16 protein-coding genes and 1 pseudogene are annotated in these 19,809 nt (G+C 64.9%); 8 read left to right on the top strand and 9 right to left on the bottom strand.

Annotated elements, in window-relative coordinates:
• Window positions 1-38 precede the first annotated feature (38 nt).
• From BLV27_RS04480 to fsa, 3 genes are all read right to left on the bottom strand, one after another.
• On the bottom strand, window positions 39-965 hold the full coding sequence (locus BLV27_RS04480) for a tyrosine recombinase XerC (protein ID WP_092643078.1): 927 nt from the start codon (window positions 963-965) through the stop codon (window positions 39-41).
• Window positions 962-1,660 carry a DUF484 family protein gene (locus BLV27_RS04475; RefSeq protein WP_092643075.1) on the bottom strand — a complete coding sequence of 233 codons (699 nt, stop codon included), beginning with the start codon at window positions 1,658-1,660 and terminating at the stop codon, window positions 962-964. Before BLV27_RS04475 ends, BLV27_RS04480 begins: the two co-directional genes overlap by 4 nt.
• 126 nt (window positions 1,661-1,786) lie before the next feature.
• Window positions 1,787-2,440, bottom strand: a complete 654-nt coding sequence (gene fsa, locus BLV27_RS04470; protein ID WP_092643072.1) for a fructose-6-phosphate aldolase — start codon at window positions 2,438-2,440, stop codon at window positions 1,787-1,789.
• A gap of 82 nt (window positions 2,441-2,522) precedes the next feature.
• Between fsa and BLV27_RS04465 the strand changes: the two genes are divergently transcribed.
• The 5 genes from BLV27_RS04465 (at window position 2,523) to BLV27_RS04445 (ending at window position 8,303) form a co-directional block, all read left to right on the top strand.
• Complete coding sequence (locus BLV27_RS04465) at window positions 2,523-3,152, top strand: LysE family translocator (RefSeq protein WP_092643069.1); 630 nt, start codon at window positions 2,523-2,525, stop codon at window positions 3,150-3,152.
• A gap of 43 nt (window positions 3,153-3,195) precedes the next feature.
• Window positions 3,196-5,385, top strand: coding sequence for a primosomal protein N' (locus BLV27_RS04460; RefSeq protein ID WP_092643829.1), 2,190 nt, complete (start codon window positions 3,196-3,198; stop codon window positions 5,383-5,385).
• Between the two features lie 76 nt (window positions 5,386-5,461).
• Window positions 5,462-6,550, top strand: coding sequence for a histidinol-phosphate transaminase (hisC, locus tag BLV27_RS04455; RefSeq protein WP_092643066.1), 1,089 nt, complete (start codon window positions 5,462-5,464; stop codon window positions 6,548-6,550).
• Window positions 6,547-7,461: a prephenate/arogenate dehydrogenase family protein gene (locus BLV27_RS04450; RefSeq protein WP_092643827.1), complete on the top strand. Its 915-nt coding sequence runs from the start codon at window positions 6,547-6,549 to the stop codon at window positions 7,459-7,461. Before hisC ends, BLV27_RS04450 begins: the two co-directional genes overlap by 4 nt.
• Window positions 7,458-8,303: an extensin-like domain-containing protein gene (locus tag BLV27_RS04445; protein WP_244504537.1), complete on the top strand. Its 846-nt coding sequence runs from the start codon at window positions 7,458-7,460 to the stop codon at window positions 8,301-8,303. The genes BLV27_RS04450 and BLV27_RS04445 overlap by 4 nt, the downstream gene beginning before the upstream one ends.
• Before the next feature lie 4 nt (window positions 8,304-8,307).
• On the opposite strand, the gene BLV27_RS04440 is transcribed toward BLV27_RS04445, so the two are convergent.
• The 3 genes from BLV27_RS04440 to BLV27_RS04430 form a co-directional block, all read right to left on the bottom strand.
• Window positions 8,308-10,371 (bottom strand): peptidoglycan -binding protein, encoded by a 2,064-nt coding sequence (locus tag BLV27_RS04440; RefSeq protein ID WP_092643062.1) that lies wholly within the window; start codon window positions 10,369-10,371, stop codon window positions 8,308-8,310.
• 1 nt (window position 10,372) lies between these two features.
• A complete protein-coding gene (locus tag BLV27_RS04435; protein WP_092643059.1) occupies window positions 10,373-11,593 on the bottom strand; it encodes a biopolymer transporter ExbB in 1,221 nt (406 codons plus the stop codon).
• Between the two features lie 78 nt (window positions 11,594-11,671).
• Window positions 11,672-12,214, bottom strand: a complete 543-nt coding sequence (locus BLV27_RS04430; protein ID WP_092643056.1) for a gamma-glutamylcyclotransferase — start codon at window positions 12,212-12,214, stop codon at window positions 11,672-11,674.
• A gap of 67 nt (window positions 12,215-12,281) precedes the next feature.
• Between BLV27_RS04430 and BLV27_RS04425 the strand changes: the two genes are divergently transcribed.
• On the top strand, window positions 12,282-13,250 hold the full coding sequence (locus tag BLV27_RS04425) for a DUF2125 domain-containing protein (protein ID WP_170831347.1): 969 nt from the start codon (window positions 12,282-12,284) through the stop codon (window positions 13,248-13,250).
• Window positions 13,251-13,268: 18 nt separating this feature from the next.
• Here BLV27_RS04425 and BLV27_RS04420 read toward each other — a convergent pair whose 3' ends face one another.
• From BLV27_RS04420 to BLV27_RS04410, 3 genes are all read right to left on the bottom strand, one after another.
• Window positions 13,269-13,814, bottom strand: coding sequence for a hypothetical protein (locus BLV27_RS04420; RefSeq protein WP_092643048.1), 546 nt, complete (start codon window positions 13,812-13,814; stop codon window positions 13,269-13,271).
• Entirely contained in the window at window positions 13,777-16,275 is a 2,499-nt protein-coding gene (locus BLV27_RS04415) for a GcvT family protein (RefSeq protein WP_092643045.1), read from the bottom strand. The genes BLV27_RS04420 and BLV27_RS04415 overlap by 38 nt, the downstream gene beginning before the upstream one ends.
• Before the next feature lie 96 nt (window positions 16,276-16,371).
• Window positions 16,372-16,794, bottom strand: coding sequence for a DUF1489 family protein (locus BLV27_RS04410; protein WP_092643042.1), 423 nt, complete (start codon window positions 16,792-16,794; stop codon window positions 16,372-16,374).
• A gap of 78 nt (window positions 16,795-16,872) precedes the next feature.
• Here BLV27_RS04410 and BLV27_RS04405 point away from each other — a divergent pair, with 78 nt between their 5' ends.
• Together BLV27_RS04405 and BLV27_RS04400 are read left to right on the top strand one after the other, a co-directional pair.
• Window positions 16,873-19,152: an adenosylcobalamin-dependent ribonucleoside-diphosphate reductase gene (locus BLV27_RS04405; RefSeq protein ID WP_092643039.1), complete on the top strand. Its 2,280-nt coding sequence runs from the start codon at window positions 16,873-16,875 to the stop codon at window positions 19,150-19,152.
• 381 nt (window positions 19,153-19,533) lie between these two features.
• Window positions 19,534-19,809 (top strand): annotated as a pseudogene (locus BLV27_RS04400) (transposase); the annotation flags it as partial.

The following is a 19,809-nucleotide window of genomic DNA, read 5'->3' as shown; positions in this document are numbered from 1 at the left end:
AAACACAGTGAAAGGCGCAGTGATTTAGGTACTGAGCCTCAACGACCGTGCGGATGGGCGCGAGCGTAGGTTTCCATCAGATGCACCTGATCGACAGCGGTGTAGGCCTGCGTCGTGGACAGGCTGGCATGGCCCAGAAGTTCCTGGATGGAGCGCAGATCGCCCCCCGCCTCCAGCAGGTGCGTTGCAAAACTGTGCCGCAGGGCATGGGGCGTCGCCGAGGATGGCAGGCCCAACTGCATCCGCGCCCGCTCCATGACGCCGGCCACCAACCGGGGGTTCAACGCGCCCCCCCGCATACCGCGAAAGAGGGGGCCTTCGGCGGCTAGGTCGAAGGGACAGGCAGCGACGTAGCGGTCAACGGCGGCGCGCGCCGCGGGTAGTACGGGAACCAGACGCTCCTTGCCGCCCTTGCCACGAATGCGCAGCATGTCCTTGAGCGGAGCATCCGCGCCAGTCAGGGACAGACCTTCGGAAATGCGAAGCCCGCACCCGTAAAGCACAGTCACAACGGCCACATCTCGCGCCGCGATCCAAGGCGTCTCGTGCTGCATCCCCACTGTTTCGATCAGGTCTCTCGCCGCGCCCTTGGAGACCGGGCGAGGCAGTGGCTTGCGGAATTTCGGCGCGCGGGTCGACAGAATCGCGGTGGGATCAAAGCCTTCCCGCTCGGACAGCCAGCGGAAAAAGGATTTCACCGCCGACAAGTGGCGCGCGACCGACCGGGGGCCGGTGCCGCGCAACCGTTGATCAGCCATCCAGGCACGCATGTCGGGCGTTCGAATTGACGCGATCTCCGACAGGCCCATCGGCCCGCCGCGATGCCCGGCCTGAAAGCTCAGAAAGGCTGTAACGTCTCGTGCATAGGCGGTCAGCGTATTCTCTGCCGCCCCATCCAACGCGCGCATGTGATCAATCCAGGCGGACAATGCATCGCGCGCACCCGGAGAGATCTCGATTGTCACCCCAGATGCCTGCGCAAAACGCACTCGAAGGCTTGTGCGAAGAATGTCAGCAGTTCGGTGCCCTGGTTGGCGCGGAACTGGTGCGGATCCTCGGCTCCGAAAACCAACATCGCGCCCAATTTGCCTTCGCCGAGGTCGATCTTCAAAAGGGCTTCCGACCGGATCCAGCCGGCATCCTCGCCGAACACCCATTCAGACGCGGGGTTGCACTGCCGCAGCGTGACCTGGCGCACGGGCACGGCGCGACGTTGGGTGATGTATTCAGCCACGAACCCGGGGTCGACGGGAGCGACGGTCGGGTGGGGGGCCTTGGACGGGGCGGGGCTTTCCAGCACCAGCCGCACACGGTCCACACGCACGATATCGGCCAAGTCGCCCGGCAGCAGGTCCAGAAGATGCGCCAGATTTTCCGCCTCCAGCAACTTGAGGACGCAGCGGTGGATCTGGTTCGTACCTGCGAGGTTCTCATAGGCGGCGGCGATCACGCTGCGGTGCGTATCTTCCAGCCTGTCCAGCCGTGCCTCCAGCCGCTCCATCGCAATCCCGCGCAGGTCAACGATGTTCTTGCCCATCTGCCGTTCGTTCGCGGCGATGAGCGCGCGCATCAAATCGCGGTCTTCCAGGATCAAATCGGGGTTGGTCAAAACGCGGTCACGCCAATCGGGTGCCGCGATGCGGGCGGTGTTTTCTGCCATCTGCTCTCTCTTCGGTCTGATGCCGGTTTCCGAGCGGGATACCACGGATAACGAAAGCCGGGGACGCAAAAACGCCCCCGGCCCTGTCATTGCGCGCGGGTGTGACCCTGAGGCCCGACCGGCCCCCTACAGGATCTTGATGCCCGCCTTTTTCACGTCGGCCATGAAACCATCCAGGCCCTTGTCGGTCAGCACGTGATTGACCATCGCCTTGATGACGCCGGGCGGCGCGGTGGCGACATCGGCCCCGATCAAGGCGGCGTCCTTCATATGGTTCGCAGTGCGGATCGACGCGGCAAGGATCTGGGTCTCGTAGCCGTAGTTGTCGTACATCGTGCGAATGTCCTGGATCAGGTCCATTCCATCGAGGTTCAGGTCGTCCAGACGCCCGATGAAGGGGCTGATGTAGGTGGCCCCGGCCTTGGCGGCCAGCAGGGCCTGATTGACGCTGAAGCACAAGGTGACGTTCACCTTGGTGCCCTCGTCCGAGAGAATCTTGCAGGTGCGCAGACCGGCCCATGTCAGTGGCACCTTGACGCAGATGTTGTCGGCGATCTTGGCAAGGTGGCGACCTTCGGCCAGCATCGACTCGTGGTCAAGTGCAACGACCTCGGCCGAGACCGGACCATCCACCAGATCACAGATTTCCTTGGTCACTTCCATAATGTCGCGACCCGACTTGGCGATCAGCGACGGGTTGGTTGTCACGCCATCGACCATGCCGGTTTCGTTCAGGTCGCGGATGGCATCGATGTCGGCGGTATCAACGAAGAATTTCATTTTGTCCTCGGGGTGGGTGTGGTTCAGTCTTATCAGTTACGGTGTGATGTTATCGCAAACATAACTTAAGGACCAGGCGTCAATGGATATGACATTGTGGCTTACCTTCGTAGCCGCCTCAACCGCCCTTCTGCTGATCCCAGGTCCGACGATCCTGCTGGTGATGAGCTATGCGCTTAGCCAAGGCCGGCGCGTCGCTATCGCTTCTGCCACCGGAGTCGCCCTGGGCGATGCGATCGCCATGTCGGCGTCGCTTGCGGGTCTGGGCGCGCTGGTGCTGGCGTCCGCCACACTTTTCACCGTGCTCAAGTGGATCGGCGCGGCTTACCTGATCTGGATGGGATGGAAATTGTTTCGCTCTGCGGGGTCCGCCAGACTAAGCGATATAGGGCGCGCGGCGGACGTTCCGGCGCGAGCGGTTTTCGGTCATGCCGCGGTGGTCACCGCGCTCAACCCCAAGTCCATCGTCTTCTTCATCGCCTTCGTGCCGCAATTCATCCGTCCCGACGCTGCGCTCATGCCACAGTTCGCGATCCTGACGACGACGTTCGTGGGCCTCGCGACAGTCAATGCCATCGCCTACGCCCTGCTGGCTGACCGGATGCGAGCGGGTCTGAAGCGGCCCGCCGTTTTGCGCCGGCTGACGCAGGGCGGCGGCATCGCGTTGATGGGAATGGGTCTGGTCATGGCCCTGACGCGGCGGGCCGCCTGAACACCCTCTGGCAATGGAGGCCCGCAGGGGCGATATGACCCCCATGTCGCACTTTCATGCCCCCGGCACCCCCGTCGCCGTGCTCACCACCCAGCCGCTGGACCGCGCACTGGATTACCGCGCGCCCGCCGGCGGCATCGAAGACGGGGCCTATGTCGAGGTGCCGCTCGGGCCCCGCAAGGTACTGGGCGTCGTCTGGGGCAAGGCGGCGGGTGACTGGCCGGTGGAGAAGCTGCGCCCGATCCTGCGTATCCTTCCCGTGCCGCCGATGTCAGACGCCTTCCGCGACTTCACAGAACGGGCCGCCGCATACACCCTGACCTCCCTTTCCGCGATGCTGCGACTCGGCCTGCGCGCGCCAGGTCTGGGCGAAGCGCCGGGCAAGCGCCGCGTCTACGCCCTCGGCACCGGAGAGCCGGATCGCGCAACCGAGGCCCGCACCCGCGTGATCGCCGCGCTGAGGGAACGCCCCGGCGACGTCTTCGCCCTGTCGGAGCTTGCGGACATGGCCAGTGTATCGACCGGCGTGGTGAAGGGGCTGGTAAAGTCCGGGGCCGTTCTGGAACAAGACACACCGCGTGACGCCGATTATCCGACGCTCGACCCGGATCGCGCCGGCAAGGCACTGGCGGAGGATCAGATGGTCGCCGCAAGCGCCCTGCGGGCGTCCGTCCGCTCGGACACCTATGGCACGACCCTTCTCAAGGGCGTTACCGGATCGGGCAAGACCGAAGTCTACCTGGAGGCCGTGGCAGAGGCGCTGGCAGGGGGCCTTCAGGCATTGGTCCTGTTGCCGGAAATCGCGCTTACGGGCGAATTTCTGCACAGGGTCGAGGCCCGCTTCGGCGCGCGCCCCGCCGAATGGCATTCGGGCGTGACACAGGCCGAACGCCGCCGCTGCTGGTCCAAGGTCGCCACGGGACAGGCGCGTTTGGTGGTGGGCGCGCGATCATCGCTGTTCCTGCCGTTCCAGAACCTTGGGCTGATCGTCGTGGATGAAGAACATGACACGTCCTACAAACAGGAAGACGGCGTGCTCTACTCCGCCCGCGACATGGCGGTGCTGCGCGCGTCCTGCGAAGCGGCGCAGGTGGTGCTGGCCACGGCGACGCCCAGCCTTGAGAGTTGGGCTAACGCGGAATTGGGCAAATACAAGCGTCTGGACCTCACGTCGCGGTTCGGGGAGGCGGTTCTGCCCAAGCTGTCAACCATCGACATGCGGGACGAGAAAGTGCCGGGTGGGCGTTGGATTTCCCCAACCCTGAAGCAGGCGATCGAGGCGCGGATCATCGCGGGCGAACAAAGCCTGATCTTCCTGAATCGTCGCGGCTATGCCCCCGTCACGCTCTGCCGAGCCTGCGGCCAGCAGGTCGCCTGTCACCAATGCGACGCGCGGATGGTCGAACACCGGTTTCAGAAACGGCTGATGTGCCACCAATGCGGCGAGACGGCCCCGATGCCGCCCGCCTGCCCGTCCTGCGGGGTGGAGGGTAAGCTGGCCGCCGTCGGCCCCGGTGTGGAGCGCATGGCCGAGGAGGTCGCCACGCTCTTCCCCGAAGCGCGCGTCGCGATCCTGTCGTCGGACCTGTTCGGCTCGGCCCGCAGCCTGAAAGCCAAGGTCGAGGAAATCGCCCAGGGCGGGGCCGATATCATCGTCGGCACGCAGCTGGTGGCCAAGGGGCACAATTTCCCCAAGCTCACGCTGGTCGGAGTGATCGACGCGGACCTCGGCCTGCAAGGCTCCGACCTGCGCGCCGCGGAACGCACGTTCCAGTTGATGCGACAGGTCTCGGGTCGGGCTGGCCGCGCCGACAAGCCGGGTGTTGCCCTGCTTCAGACGTATCAACCCGAACATCCCGTCATTCGCGCGATCCTGTCGGGCGACGAGGAGGCCTTCCTGCGCGAGGAGGCCGATCAGCGCCGCGCGGCGGGCGTGCCGCCCTACGGCCGGATGGCCGGGATCGTCATCTCGGATCCGGATGGCGCGGTCGCCTTCGACGTGGGCAACGCGCTGGCGCGGAACACGCAGCCGCTGGACCAGGTAGGCGCGGAGGTCTTCGGCCCCGCCCCGGCACCAATCGCGCGCATCCGGGGGCGGCACCGTGTGCGACTTCTGGTCAAGGCCCCGCGACAGGCCCCGATCCAGCCCGCCCTGGCCGAGTGGGTCGCTCGCATCACCCTGCCCCGCTCCACCCGCCTGAGCATCGACATCGACCCGCAAAGCTTCCTGTGATGCGCGACATACCGTCAGGATTGCCCCGTCGGTCCGGGGCGCTTAGAACACCCCCGACCTATCCCGGAGCCACGACATGACCGCCGCACCGAAACCCCAGCCGGGGATCATGGAGATCGACCTCTACGTGGGCGGCGCATCCAAGGTGGATGGCGTGACGGACATCCTGAAACTGTCGTCCAACGAAAACCCCCACGGTGCCCCCGAAAGCGCCCGCGCCGCAGCCGCCGAGGCCGCGCAGACGATGCACCTCTATCCCAGCACCGACCACGCGGGCCTGCGCACCGCCATTGCCGAGGTGCACGGGCTGGACCCCGATCGCATCATCTGCGGCGTCGGATCGGACGAAATCATCCACCTGCTCTGCCAAGCCTATGTCGGTCCGGGGGACGAAGTACTGCACACCGAATACGCCTTCCTGATGTACGCCATCAGCGCGCGCGGGGCCGGGGCCACGCCCGTGCAGGTGGACGAGACAAACCGGACCGTTGATGTCGACAACCTTCTGGCGGGTGTTACGGACGACACGAAATTGGTTTTCATTGCCAACCCCGCGAACCCCACCGGCACGTTCCTGAACGGGCAGGATGTCACACGGCTGGCCGACGGTTTGCCCGACGGATGCCTCTTGGTGCTGGACGGGGCTTATGCCGAGTACGTGCCCGATTTCGATGGCGGGCTGGGGTTGGCGACAACGCGGGACAACGTCTTCGTGACGCGGACCTTCTCCAAGATGTATGGACTGGGCGGCCTGCGCGTGGGCTGGGGATATGGACCGCAGGCAATCATCGACGTGCTGAACCGGCTGCGCGGGCCGTTCAACCTGTCGAACGTGGCGCTGGCTGCCGCCGAGGCCGCGATGCGCGACCGGGACTTCGCCGCCTTGTCTTTGGCTGACAACACCGAGCAACGCGCCCGTCTGCGCGCCGGTCTTGCCGACCTCGGTCTGCCCTCCGACCCCTCAGAGGCAAATTTCGTGCTCGCCCGCTTTGCCGACGCGGACGAGGCGCGCGCCTGCGACACCTTCCTGAAATCGATGGGCGTGATCGTGCGCCACCCAGCTAACTACGGCCTACCGCATTGCCTTCGGATGACGGTGGGCGACGCAGCCGGAACCTCCCGCCTGCTGGAGGCGCTGACGGCATGGCGCGCGCAGAACCGATGAATGTGCTCTATGAACGCGTCGCCCTGATCGGTCTAGGGCTTATCGCCGGCTCGATGGGGCTGCGCATGAAACGGGACGGGCTCGTCGGGGAGATCGTCGGCACCGCCCGCTCGCCCGAGACTCGGAGCATCGCGATCGAATTGGGTCTCTGCGACCGCGTGACAGATACGGCGGCAGAGGCCGTGAAGGACGCCGATCTTGTCGTCCTGTGTGTGCCGGTCGGCGCTATGGAAACCGTCACGCGGGAGATCGCTCCACACCTGAAGCCCGGTGCCACCGTCAGCGACGTCGGCTCGGTCAAGGGGGCGGTTATCGACGCGGTTGCCCCACACCTGCCCGCAGGGGTCGCGTTCATCCCCGCGCACCCTTTGGCCGGGACCGAGCATTCGGGCCCCCGGTCCGGTTTTCCCGAGCTTTTCGATAACCGCTGGTGCCTGCTGACACCCACCGGCGACGCACCCGAGGCGGCGGACCGCCTGGCGCGACTGTGGCGTGCGATGGGGTCGAACGTCGACACGATGGAGCCGGATCACCACGACCGCGTGCTTGCCGTGACCAGCCACGCGCCACACCTGATCGCCTACACGATGGTGGGCGTGGCGGACGATCTGCGCCGTGTCACGGACAGCGAAGTCATCAAGTACTCAGCAGCCGGTTTCCGTGACTTCACCCGCATCGCGGCCAGCGATCCGGTGATGTGGCGCGACGTATTCCTAAACAACAAGGAGGCGACGCTGGAGATCCTCGGGCGCTTCACCGAGGAACTGTTTGCCTTGCAACGTGCGATCCGCAAGGGCGACGGTGACCACCTGCACGCCTACTTCACCCGCACGCGCGCTATCCGCCGCGGGATCATCGAGGCGGGGCAGGACACCGACAAGCCCAACTTCGGTCGGGGGGATGCGTCTTGAAGTGGTTGCTCGCACTTGCCCTTCTGGCTGTCCCCGCCGCGGCGGAGGTCCGCCCCCTGCCCCGTCCGATGCCTGAGGTCAAATTGATGTCGACGCGCGGCACAACGGACGCCGGGGTCGTCACCGCGATCCCCCGCTCGATCCGCCCGGTCAGGCGCCTTTCGGCGGACGACCGGCTGGCCCTGATGAACCCGGCGTCGATCCCTTCGCCCACACGGGGCATCGACGCAGGTAGCGGTCTGCGCCAATCTGCCCGCCCGATATCTCGCCCAAACGGCCCGGTCCTCGCCGCCAGCCGCACACCTCGCAGATCCCAAGACAGCGGCGGGACATGCGGCCGCAACTCGATTCAGGGAACGCGGGTCGAGCCGGTCAAAGGGGCCGGGGCCTGCGGCATCGCAGACCCTGTACGCATTACCGGCGTCGGCGGCGTCGCGCTGAGCCGGCCAACCCGTATGAACTGCACCACGGCCCGCGCATTGGACGATTGGGTGCAGCAGGGCGTACTGCCCACGATCGGGCGTACCGGAGGCGGGGCTGTCGCCCTGCAGGTCGCTGCCGGTTACAGCTGTCGCACGCGCAACAGCCAAGCCGGCGCGAAGCTCAGCGAACACTCCAAGGGCAATGCCATCGACATCTCGGCCATCGAGCTGGCCAACGGTGAGCGGCTGACGGTCCTCGACGATTGGGGGCGCAGCTCAAAGGGGCAGCTTCTGCGCAGGCTTTGGGTGCGGGCCTGCGGGCCGTTCGGCACGGTTTTGGGGCCCGAGAGCGACCGCTTCCACCGCGACCATTTCCACTTTGATGTGGCCAGTTACCGCTCTGGTCCTTACTGCCGCTAGGGCGTCAGCGCTCCGTCAGCTTCAGCTCGATCCGCCGGTTGCGGGCGCGTGCCTCGGGTGTTTGGCGCGGATCGACGGGACGAAATTCGCCGAAACCGGTGGGCGCGACCCGGTCGGGCGGAACGCCCAGTTCGTTGATCATGTAGAGCGCGACCGAAAGTGCGCGGCCCTGCGACAATTCCCAGTTGTTGGCGTATTTTCCCAGCCCCAGAAGCGGCACGTCGTCGGTGTGTCCGTCGATACGCAGCACCCAATCAATGTCCGCCGGGATCTGATCGGCCACGCCCAGAATGATACTCGCAACCTGCGCGATCTGCTCCCGTCCTGCGTTCTGCAATTGCACGTCGCCCGGCGCGAACAGCACCTCGGACGAGAAGACAAAGCGATCTCCCACAACCTCGATCCCGTCGCGCCCGGCGAAAACGTCGCGCAGCTGGCCGAAAAACTCCGACTTGAAGCGCTCCAACTCCTGCGCCTCGCGGGCCAGGCGTTCAGCGCGGGCCTTCTCCTCGGCGGCGACTTGGGCAAGGGCCGCGTTCAGGCGACTTCCCAAGCTGTCAATCTGCACCCGCGCCTGGGCGTCGCGCGCCTCGGCGTCGGACAGAAGGGTCTGCAACCCGCCCAGCTGCGCACGCAGTTCGGCGACCTGCTGGTTCAGGACGGCCGCCTCCCGCTGGGCGGCGATGCGTTCGCCGTCAACCTCGGCCAGCTCCGCACGCGCCCGGCCCAGAAGGATCGCCGTCTGCTCGGCATCGCTCAGCGCCGCATCCATCTCGCCTTCAGCGGTCAGCCGCTGCGCGAGTTCCGCAGCCAGCGCATCGCGCAGCTCGGCTTCTGAGGCCCGCGCCGCTTCCTGCGCGGCCAGCGCATCGTTCAGCCGCAACTCCAACTCGGCCCGACGCGCTTGGGCCTCGGCAACCGTGCCCCCCCGCGCGTCCAAGGTCGCCTGCAATCGCGCAACTTCAGCCCGCAGTTCCGCTTCGGTCGCCTCGCTTTCGCTCAGGCTGGCCAACGCCACCGAAAGACGCTCTTCCATCGACGTCACCGCGTCCCGGTTGGCCGTGAGGTCGACCAGCGCCTGCGACAACCGATCGGTCAGGTCGTCACGCGCCACCTCGGTCGCAGCCAGCAATGTCAGGGTGTCCTCCGCCGCCTGCCGTTGTTCTTCCAGCGCCAGCGTCATCGCCGTCAGCTCAGCGTCGGAATTAGCCAACCGATCCCGCAGAGCCTGCGCGGCCGCGGCTTCGGCAAGCTGCGCGGCTTCCGCTTCGGTCAATTCGGTTTCTGCATCGGACAGCCGCGCGCGCAGAGCCTCGGCGGCGGCCAGTTCGGCGAGGCGGGCGGCTTCGGCCTCGTCAACCGACGCTTCCAGATCGGTGACCCGCGCTTGCAAGGTTTCGGCCTGCGCCTGCTGACCGTTTAGCGCGGCGAGCGTCTGGGCCAGCGTCGCCTCCCGCGTTTGCGCCTCGGCCCGCAGATCGGCCAGAAGCGCCTCGGTGGCGTCGCGTTGTGCGGCGGCCAGGCGCGCGGCCTCGGCTTCGGCGTCGATCTCCTCGCGAGCTGCGGCAAGGGCTAATTGCAACGCCTCCCGCTCGTCGATGATACGCGTCAGCTCTCCCTGCGTCGTCTCCAGTTGCCCGGCGAGTGTGCTGCGTTCGCCTTCGGTCTCCTCCAGCGAGGTGCTCAGGCGGTCGCGCGTGGCGATCAGACTGGCCACCTGCTCCTCGAAACTGGCGACGCGGGCGGTCAGATCGTTGCGTTGCGCCGAAAGCGTCGCGATCATCGCGGCCTGACTGTCCCGTTCCGCCCCCAGCGCCGCGACGTCGTCCTCCAAGGCAGCGGCCCGCTGGTTCTCCAATCCCAGCGCCAGCGAGAGAGAGGCCAGTTGTTCGCCAAGCGCGTCCAACTCCTGACCCTGCCCCTCAATGGTTTCCGACAGGACGAACTGCACGATCATGAAAATCGACAACACGAACATCAGCACCAGAAGCAGCGCCGTCATCGCGTCGACGAAGCCGGGCCACACGTTGGCCGTGAACCGCTGTCCGCTACGCCGGGTGAAGGCCATGTCAGCCCCCGCCTTCGCCGTTGTCCCGATGGACCTGCCCAGACGACAGTTGCAAAAGGCGGTTCATTTGGCGCATCGTCCGCGTCAGGGACCCCAGATCGCCGCGCAGATCGTCGATGGCGGCCTGACGACCTTGCTGCAGTTCTTCAAACACCTTCAGAAGCTGAACGTCGATCGACCGAAGGCGCATCCGGCTCTCGGCGTCCAATCCGCCATCGCCAGTTCCGCCCACCGACCCCTGCAGAACGGTCACGATGTTCTGCTGGCCTTCCGCCACCCGGTTCAGCGCTTCTGCGGTCCCGGCCCCGCCGTCCATCCGGCTGGCCATCGCGCCCACCGACTCGGCAAGGCTGGCCATCTTGCTGTCGGCCGCCAAACGCCCGGCCTCGGCCTTGGCGAACATGTCCTGCAAGCTCTCCATCTGGTAATTCATATGGTCCAGAACGGCGGCCAGCGAATACTGGTCGATGGTCTCCTCGCCACCATCGCCCACGAGGCCCACGCGGGTGATGGACGACAGCCAGTCCTCCATCTCGCGGTAGAAGCGGTTCTGGCCATGCCCCGCGAACAATTCCAGAAGGCCCACAACCAGCGATCCGGCCAAACCCAGCAGGGACGACGCGAAGGCCGTACCCATACCCGCGAGTTGACTTTCCAAACCGCCGATCAGACGTCCGAAGACCGCGACGCCGCCTTCGCCACTGTCGGGATTCAGATTGCGGATCGTATCGACGACTGCGGGAACTGTCGTAGCCAGCCCCCAGAACGTGCCCAGAAGACCCAGAAAAATCAGCGTGTTGACGATATACCGCGTAATATCTCGGGCTTCTTCCATCCGCGCACCGACCGAATCGAGGATCGAGCGCGACGAGGATGAGGATATCTGGCTGCGTGCCGACCTAGATCGCAACAAGGCGGCCAAAGGGGCCAGCAGGCCCGGCGGGCGTGTGATGTCATGGCCCAGGCGCTGTTCGGCAAATCCCTCGATCCAGCTTACGGAGCTGAACAGCTGGAACACCTGCGCAAAACAGGCCAGCACACCAAGAAAGAACACGAGGATGATCGTGCCATTGAGCCAAGGATTCGCGGCGAAGATCGGCGATACCTGCGGATAGGCCAGCACCACACCGCCCGTGACCGCCCCCAGCACGACCAGCATCTGGACGATCTGACGGATCGGCTGAGAGAATTGCGTGCCTGTTTCAAGCGGTTCGCGTGACATCTGCCCCTTGTGGCCCCGTGCGGACCCTTGTGATTGCAAAAAACCCTAGCCGGGGCACCGCCCCCTCACAATGGGGCCTCATCTGGCATCCATGATCTGTTGCACACGCGTGACCAGCCACCCCATGTCGTCGTCCTGTATGCCCAGAGTCGTCAACCCGGCGGATGTCCGGGTCAGGTATTCATGGTTCGGCCCGCGACCACCCACCGCGTTGGCGATGATCTGGGCCTGGTGTTCCAGCGTCAGGTCGGGGCAATACTGTGTGTGGTTCGTGTCGATGACATAGGCCAGCGCGGTAATCGGGGTGCCATCCGTATCCAGCAGCGTGATGTGCTGCTCGTAGTAGGCCGAGGAAATCAACTCCCGCGCGCGCAACTCCGCCAGCGCGGCGTCGGGGTCCGCCGCGCGAATGGCCAGCCCCGTGCAGGTCGCCCCCGCGTGTGGCTCCAAAGCCAGGACGAGACCCGGCTCTTCCTCGGACCCGCGATGGTGGATGGACCACATGCAGAAGCTGCGCCGGAAGTCGGCGAGCGAAGCCAGTTTCATTTCGGCCACCTCGATCCCCGGGTTCCAGATGAGCGAGCCATAGCCGAACACCCAGAGTTCGTCGGGATTGGTCATCTCCGGTCCTTTCGCGTGGTGTTCCCCCCCGATAGACGGGGCGCGCGGAATGGTGAAGGGGCCGAGGATGGCAAAGTGGATGACAATCGTGACCGTGGTGGTCGCGGCACTTTGGAGCGGGTGGTGGTTCATCGGATCGCGCGCCGCCCAACAGGGCGCGATTGCCGGAATCGACGCGGCCCGCGCGCAGGGCTGGACCATCGCCTATGATGACCTTTCTGTCGCTGGCTTTCCAAACCGATTCGACACCACGGTGAGCGAACCGCGTGTGACCACGCCCGATGGCACGGTCGAATGGTCGGCACCCTTCGTGCAGGTCTTTTCGCTGGCCTACCGGCTGAATCATGTGATCGCGGTCGCCCCACCCCGGATGTCCTTCGAGGTACCCGGGGAGGCTATCGACGTGACAAACGCCGACCTGCGTGCGTCGGTTGTCCTGTCCGCCTCGGCGCAGCCGGTGCTTGACCGGTCCACCGTGACGATGGAGGCCTTGCGCGTGGCCCTGGCCGACCTCTGGGTTGAAGTTGCGACAGGCCGATTCGCAACCCGGCAGGCGGGGGGAGAGACTGCGCATGACGTGGCACTGTCGCTTTCCCGGCTGACCCTCTCACCTAGCGTCCGCGCCGCACTGGACCCGGCCGAGCGATTGCCGGAGCTGATTGACGGGGTGGAAATCGAGGTCGAGGTCGGTCTCACGGACGCAGTCGGTCCGGGCCGCACGCCGCAGGTGCAGAGCGTTCTGATACGCCGGGCCGAGGTCACATGGGGCGAAACACGCGCCAACCTGGCGGGAGAGGTATCGGTCGGGAGCGACGGCTTTCCCGCCGGTGCCCTGATGCTGGGCCTGCGCAATTGGGAACCGTTGATCCTGAACGCCGTCGCGCAGGGTCTGCTGACACCCGGCGAGGCCGCGGTCCTGAATGGCGGGATCGGCGGGCTGGCAAGAAGCGACGGCGAAGCGCAGGTGCCCGTCACGCTGGCAGATGGGCAACTGAGCGTTCTGGGCCTGCCGATCGCGGTGTTGCCGCGCCTGTAAAGCTCGCAGGATCTCCGGCTACTGGGGTCTTGGTGTCCAGAGCCGGGGGCGGAGCAATGTTACGTGCTCCGGCACATCGCACTCAGTGACATTGACTCGCCCGTCGTTGCGCGCGGTTTCGATGCCCTGCACGACGCAAGCGACGATTTGATCCGGCATCGGCTGCCCGGCGTCCAACATCTCGCCTGCACCGTAATTGCCGAGATTGACCAAAACGACCCGCGTCAACCCGTTGAGGGATGGCCGACGAAGGATCACGACACCCGCTCGCCCGTCGCAGGCCACACCGCACAGCCGCGCGATATCGGTCAAACCCTCAAGGTTTTGCCAGCGACGCACGGTGATGACCTGCGTCGTCGCGATCGCCGCATCACCGGCACGCTCGGGGCCCGGCCAAGTGAAAAGCGCCTCGGCCAATTGGGCAGCCCCGTCCCCGCTGACGTGTACGTCATGCGGCGAAATCGGCGTAATAGCGCGGTGGGTCGCGGCCCCGGCGGCAAAGGCCAGGATCAGCAGGATCAGGCGCTTAACCGTCTTGGCGAATCCGCGCGTTCGTCGGGTCATAGGGGCTGTCCTCGGTCACTTCCGCGTCCCAGAGCTGCCGCTGCATCCGGACCTTCAACTTGGTGCCCGGAACGGCAAGCTCCGGGCGGACGTAGCCCATCCCGATGCTCTTGTTGAATGCGACCGAATAGCCGCCCGAGGTTAAGCGCCCGACCTTTTCGTCACCCATATAAAGCGCCTCGCGCCCCCACGGGTCTGCGTCGGACGGACCGTCGATCAGGACGGTGACGCATTTTGACCGAATGCCGATGGCCCGCATCGCGTCCTTGCCGTGGAAATCCTTGGACAGGTCCACGAACCGGTCCAGCCCGGCCTCAAGCGGCGAGGCATCGCGGCCAAGTTCGGTTCCGAAGGCGCGGTAGCTCTTCTCCTGCCGCAGCCAGTTCTGCGCCCGCGCTCCGACCAGTTTCAGGCCGTGACCTTCCCCGGCCTCCATCAGGCGGTCGAACAGATAGTTCTGCATCTCCATCGGGTGATGCAGCTCCCACCCCAACTCACCAGTATAAGCCACGCGGATCGCGTTCACCGGGCACATCAACAGCTCAAGCCGACGGGCCGACAACCAAGGGAAACGCTTGTTCGACAGGACCGTGGACACATCCGCATCCCGCACAAGCTCGTTCAGGAGCGCGCGGGACGTCGGCCCGGCCAGCGCGAAAACGCCATGCTGCGCCGTGCAATCGTCCAGCCACATCGGCCCGAAACGGTCCACGGTGTCGTTCATCGCCTGTGCCAGATAATCGCTGTCGTAGCTCTGCCACGCCCCTGCGGAGACCAGATAGAAAGTATCCTCGGCCTGCCGAACGATGGTGTATTCCGTGCGTGTCGTGCCGGTCGCCGTCAGCGCATAGGTCAGGTTGATACGCCCGACCTTGGGCAGCTTGTTCGTCGTGAACCAATCTAGGAACGCCGCCGCCCCCGGCCCGCGCAGCTTGTGCTTGGTGAAGGCGGTCGCGTCGATCATGCCTGCGGTTTCGCGGACGGCGCGCGCCTCATCCACGGCATGCTGCCACCAGCCACCCCGGCGGAAAGACCGGGCGTCGTGGTCGAAGCTGTCGGGCGCATCCAGCGGCCCGAAGTAATTGGGGCGCTCCCAACCGTTGACGCAGCCGAACTGCGCGCCGCGGGCCTTCATCCGGTCATAGCTGGGTGCGGTCTTCAGAGGGCGGCAGGCGGGCCGCTCCTCGTCGGGGTGGTGCAGGATATAGACGTGGTCATAGGCCTCCTCGTTCTTGCGGGCGGCGTATTCCGTCGTGATCCACCGTCCGAACCGGCGCGGGTCGAGCGAGGCCATGTCGATCTCGGCCTCGCCTTCGGTCATCATCTGGGCGAGGTAATGCCCCGCGCCACCGGCGGCGGTGATGCCGAACGAAAACCCTTCGGCCAGCCACAAGTTGCGCAGGCCCGGCACCGGACCAACCAGTGGGTTACCGTCGGGCGTGTAGCAGATGGGGCCGTTATAATCATCCTTGAGGCCGGTCGTCTCCGAAGACGGAATGCGGTGGATGAAGGACATGTACTCCTCCTCGATCCGCTCCAGATCCAAGGGGAACAGATCGGCGCGGAAGCTGTCGGGAACGTCATACAGGAAACGCGCGGGCGCGTTCTTTTCGTACGGGCCCAGGATCCAGCCGCCGCGTTCTTCGCGCACGTACCACTTGCCATCGGCATCGCGCAGGACGGGATGCTCCGGGTTGCTCTTGCGGTAATTCACCAGCGCCGGGTCCGGCTCGGTCACGATGAACTGGTGCTCCACCGGGATCGCGGGGATCTTTACGCCCAGCAGGCGCGCGGTGCGCTGCGCGTGGTTGCCGGTCGCTGTCACGACATGCTCGGCGTGGATCACGGTCTGCTCTTCAGAGGGGATCAGGTTGCCCCCCTTCTCGACCATCTTCGTGACGGTGACCGCCCAATGGTCGCCCTGCCAGTCATAGCCGTCCACCTGCCAGCGCCGCTCGATCGTGACACCCCGGTCGCGCGCCCCCTTGGCCATGGCCATCGTGACGTCCGCTGGGTTGATATAGCCGTCCGTCGGATGGAAGATCGCACCCTTCAGGTCGTCGGTCCGCACCAGCGGCCAGCGCTCCTTGATCTGATCAGGCGTCATCCATTCATACGGAATGCCCACCGTCTCGGCGGTGGAAGCATAGAGCGCATATTCGTCCATACGCTCCTGACTTTGGGCCATGCGCAGGTTTCCGACGACGCTGAAACCGGGGTTCAGACCGGTTTCCTCCTCCAACTGCTTGTACATCTTCACGGAGTGGTCGTGGATGTGGCTGGTGGCATAGCCCATGTTGAACAGTGGTAGCAGACCCGCCGCATGCCAGGTGGATCCGGATGTCAGCTCGTCACGCTCCAAAAGAACGATGTCACGCCAGCCCGCCTTGGAAAGCGCATACGCGATGCCCGTGCCCACGGCACCGCCGCCGACGATCAATGCTTTGACATGGGATTTCATGGACCGTCCTCGCTCGTGATGCCGCCAATCTGACGGATCGGGCGAAGGGGACGCAATCGGGTCCGACGGGACGGGGGCGATTTGCGACCTGCGCGCTCAGAGCACGCCGATTTCCGCAAGCGCAACCGAGAGTTCGGCGGGCAGAGGCTGCTCCGAAGCGCGGGCCGGATCGAGGTCGATGGGCGCATCTTCGGGCTTGAGGTAGCGCCAACCCTGAAACGGCCGCTTCAAGGACGCCGCAACAGGGATTAGGCCGGGCTTGAGGACGATGGCGCAACGACGGATACCATCACCACCGATCACCTCATCCAACCGAACGATAGGCTGACGGCACTGGATCGCCCCCTTGATGACCCAGTAGATCGAACCGCCATCCAGGATCTCCGTCTCGCGCTTGGGCCACATGCGGGTGACATGGCGCGGCAAGCCGTCGCTGGCACGGGCACGCGGGGTCTGTTGCCACGCTGCCAAGTCCTCGATTCCCTCGGTGCCCACGGACAGCTTTATGAGATTGATCATTAGGATTCTCCCGGCGGATAACGTATATCTAGACTTCCCACCCATGCGCGCAACCATCCCTAGCGAAACGTGACTGTGATGCCCGACACCGCCCGCCGACTGTCCTCAACCTTTGCCGCCCCCATAGCGGAGCAGATCTGGGACATGAAATACCGGCTTAAATCAGCAGACGGTGCCCCGATAGATGCCGATATCGACGCCACCTGGGATCGGGTCGCCAAAGCCCTCGCCGACCCGGAGCAGGATCCCTCCGCCTGGCAGGACCGCTTCCGCGACGCCTTGCAGGATTTCCGTTTCCTGCCAGCGGGGCGCATTGTCGCGGGCGCGGGCACGGGGCGCGCAGTCACGCTTTTCAATTGCTTTGTCATGGGCACCATCGAAGACAGCATGTCCGGAATCTTTACCGCCCTGCGCGAAGCTGCGCTGACCCTGCAACAAGGGGGCGGTATCGGCTATGACTTCTCGACCATCCGGCCAAAGGGCGCGGGAGTCACGGGGGTGGCCGCCGATGCCTCGGGGCCATTGTCGTTCATGGATGTGTGGGACGCGATGTGCCGCACGATCATGTCCGCCGGATCCCGGCGCGGTGCGATGATGGCGACCTTGCGCTGCGATCATCCCGATGTTCTGGACTTCGTGGCGGCCAAGTCCGACTCCACGCGGCTTCGGATGTTCAACCTGTCAGTCCTCGTCACCGATCCGTTCATGGAGGCGGTGGAGATCGACGCCGACTGGCCGCTTGTTTTCGGGGGCAAGACCCACACCACGATCCGCGCCCGTGATCTTTGGGATGCAATCATGCAGGCGACATACGACTATGCTGAACCGGGCGTGATCTTCATCGACCGGATCAACACCACCAACAACCTTTCCTATGTCGAGACGATAGCAGCCACCAACCCCTGCGGCGAGCAACCCCTTCCGCCCTACGGTGCCTGTCTGCTGGGATCGGTGAACCTGTCGCGATTGGTCCGTGATCCATTCACGGCGGAGGCTAGGCTGGACCCAACCGAACTTGCCGACCTGACAGCCACCGCGATCCGCATGATGGACAACGTCGTCGATGCCAGCCGTTTCCCCCTGCCCCAGCAGGCCGAGGAGGCGCGCGCCAAGCGGCGCATCGGGCTGGGTGTCACGGGGTTGGCCGATGCGCTGGCGATGTGCGGGCTGCGCTACGGTGCACCGGACGCCGTGGCCGCCACAAGCGATTGGCTGGAGGTGATCGCCAATTCCGCCTATGCCGCCTCCGCCGGGCTGGCCGCCGAAAAGGGGGCGTTCCCGCTCTATGATCGCGATGCGATCCTGGCCGCGCCGATGATACGGCGACTGTCCGACGACACGCGCGCCCTGATCGCGGAACACGGGCTGCGCAACGCCCTGCTGACATCCATCGCGCCCACCGGCACGATCAGCCTGCTGGCGGGGAACGTATCTTCGGGCATCGAACCGATCTTCGCGCACAGCTACACCCGCAAGGTCCTGCAACCCGACGGCACCCGAACCGAGGAGGTGGTTGAGGATTACGCTGTCGCACTCTGGCGCGAACTGCACGGCACATTGCCCCTGCCCGGGCACATGGTTCGCGTTGCCGACCTGACCCCCGCCGATCACGTCGCCATGCAGGCCGCCGCGCAGGTTTGGGTGGATTCCAGCATCTCCAAGACGATCAACGTCCCCGCGGAAATCGACTTCGATGCCTTCAAGGACGTCTACATGCAGGCGTGGTCACAGGGCTGCAAGGGATGTACGACCTATCGCCCGAATGCAGTTACAGGAAGTGTCCTGAGCGAGGAAGCGTCCCCCGAACCCTCCGTCCCCGCCACGAAGACGACGTTCGCCGACCCTCTCGACCGGCCGCAACGCCTGACGGGCGAGACCTACAAGATCAAATGGCCACAGTCGGAACATGCGCTGTATATCACGATCAACGACATCACGCTGGAAGGTAAGCGACGCCCGTTCGAGATCTTTGTGAACTCCAAGAACATGGAGCATTTCGCTTGGACCGTTGCCCTGACCCGGATGATCAGCGCGGTCTTCCGGCGTGGCGGCGACGTGTCCTTCGTGGTGGAGGAATTGAAGGCGGTGTTCGACCCGCGCGGCGGGGCCTGGATGCAAGGAAAATACGTCCCCTCGATTCTGGCAGCCATCGGCGGCGTGATCGAAAAGCATATGGTCGCGACGGGGTTCCTGAAGGGCGAGGGTCTCGGCCTGAAGATCGATCCTGCCCACGCGCAGGCCGACATCAGGCCGACCGCGCCGCCGGGCCCGAGCTGCCCGAACTGCGGCAGCTTTGACGTACACATGGCAGAAGGCTGCGCGACCTGCGCAAGCTGCGGCTATTCGAAGTGCAGTTGAGCGGGCAGGCTCCGCCCTGAGCTGTGTCGCCAAGCAAACTTTCCACTCTTTGGATAGTTTCGCGCACATTTTACAAGAAATCCGTGCACATTGACGAGGTGGCCGGGGACCGAGGGCGTCGACATCGCGTCACTGCTTCACAGACGTAGGCCGGGCTGAACACCAGAGCAAGTTATCGGCTACGAGCCAGAAAACAAAAACAGGCCGCAGATTATCCGCAGCCTATCCTGTTTCTGATTTCAGCCTTCTTTCAGACCCTCAGCTCATCCTGAGCGATTGGCATCCGTAGCTCAGAAGTTAGACGATGTCGGTGCCAGATCTCTGAATAGCCCTTAGTATTGTAGACGCTTTCTTCCCTAATTTTGAGGCAGGGAGGCCGTTATGGGGAAGCCAAATTTCAGTGAAGATTTTAAGCGTGATGCGGTGCATCAGATTGCAGTGCGGGGGTACGCCGTTCGTGAGGTTTCAGAGCGCTTAGGCGTCAGCACTTACTCGCTCTACAAATGGATGAAGTTGTATGCGAAAGCCGCGTCACAGGCATCATCTGTGGACCACGAGGCTGAGAACCGGAGGCTCAAGCGCGAGCTGGCGCGGATGACTGAGGGGCGCGATATCTTAAAAAAGGCAGCCGCGTACTTCGCCAAGGATGCAAGATGA

This window comes from Jannaschia faecimaris (assembly GCF_900107415.1).
GTDB lineage: Bacteria > Pseudomonadota > Alphaproteobacteria > Rhodobacterales > Rhodobacteraceae > Jannaschia > Jannaschia faecimaris.
This window is presented reverse-complemented; position numbering and strand designations above follow the sequence as displayed.

Excerpts from the sequence above, each read along its gene's own strand:
- hisC (WP_092643066.1), top strand. The coding sequence starts at position 5,462 with ATGACCGCCGCACCGAAACCCCAGCCGGGGATCATGGAGATCGACCTC.
- BLV27_RS04425 (WP_170831347.1), top strand. The coding sequence starts at position 12,282 with ATGGCAAAGTGGATGACAATCGTGACCGTGGTGGTCGCGGCACTTTGG.
- BLV27_RS04435 (WP_092643059.1), bottom strand. The coding sequence starts at position 11,593 with ATGTCACGCGAACCGCTTGAAACAGGCACGCAATTCTCTCAGCCGATC.
- BLV27_RS04440 (WP_092643062.1), bottom strand. The coding sequence starts at position 10,371 with ATGGCCTTCACCCGGCGTAGCGGACAGCGGTTCACGGCCAACGTGTGG.
- BLV27_RS04450 (WP_092643827.1), top strand. The coding sequence starts at position 6,547 with ATGAATGTGCTCTATGAACGCGTCGCCCTGATCGGTCTAGGGCTTATC.
- fsa (WP_092643072.1), bottom strand. The coding sequence starts at position 2,440 with ATGAAATTCTTCGTTGATACCGCCGACATCGATGCCATCCGCGACCTG.
- BLV27_RS04405 (WP_092643039.1), top strand. The coding sequence starts at position 16,873 with ATGCCCGACACCGCCCGCCGACTGTCCTCAACCTTTGCCGCCCCCATA.
- BLV27_RS04415 (WP_092643045.1), bottom strand. The coding sequence starts at position 16,275 with ATGAAATCCCATGTCAAAGCATTGATCGTCGGCGGCGGTGCCGTGGGC.
- BLV27_RS04410 (WP_092643042.1), bottom strand. The coding sequence starts at position 16,794 with ATGATCAATCTCATAAAGCTGTCCGTGGGCACCGAGGGAATCGAGGAC.
- BLV27_RS04430 (WP_092643056.1), bottom strand. The coding sequence starts at position 12,214 with ATGACCAATCCCGACGAACTCTGGGTGTTCGGCTATGGCTCGCTCATC.
- BLV27_RS04420 (WP_092643048.1), bottom strand. The coding sequence starts at position 13,814 with ATGACCCGACGAACGCGCGGATTCGCCAAGACGGTTAAGCGCCTGATC.
- BLV27_RS04475 (WP_092643075.1), bottom strand. The coding sequence starts at position 1,660 with ATGGCAGAAAACACCGCCCGCATCGCGGCACCCGATTGGCGTGACCGC.
- BLV27_RS04465 (WP_092643069.1), top strand. The coding sequence starts at position 2,523 with ATGGATATGACATTGTGGCTTACCTTCGTAGCCGCCTCAACCGCCCTT.
- BLV27_RS04460 (WP_092643829.1), top strand. The coding sequence starts at position 3,196 with ATGTCGCACTTTCATGCCCCCGGCACCCCCGTCGCCGTGCTCACCACC.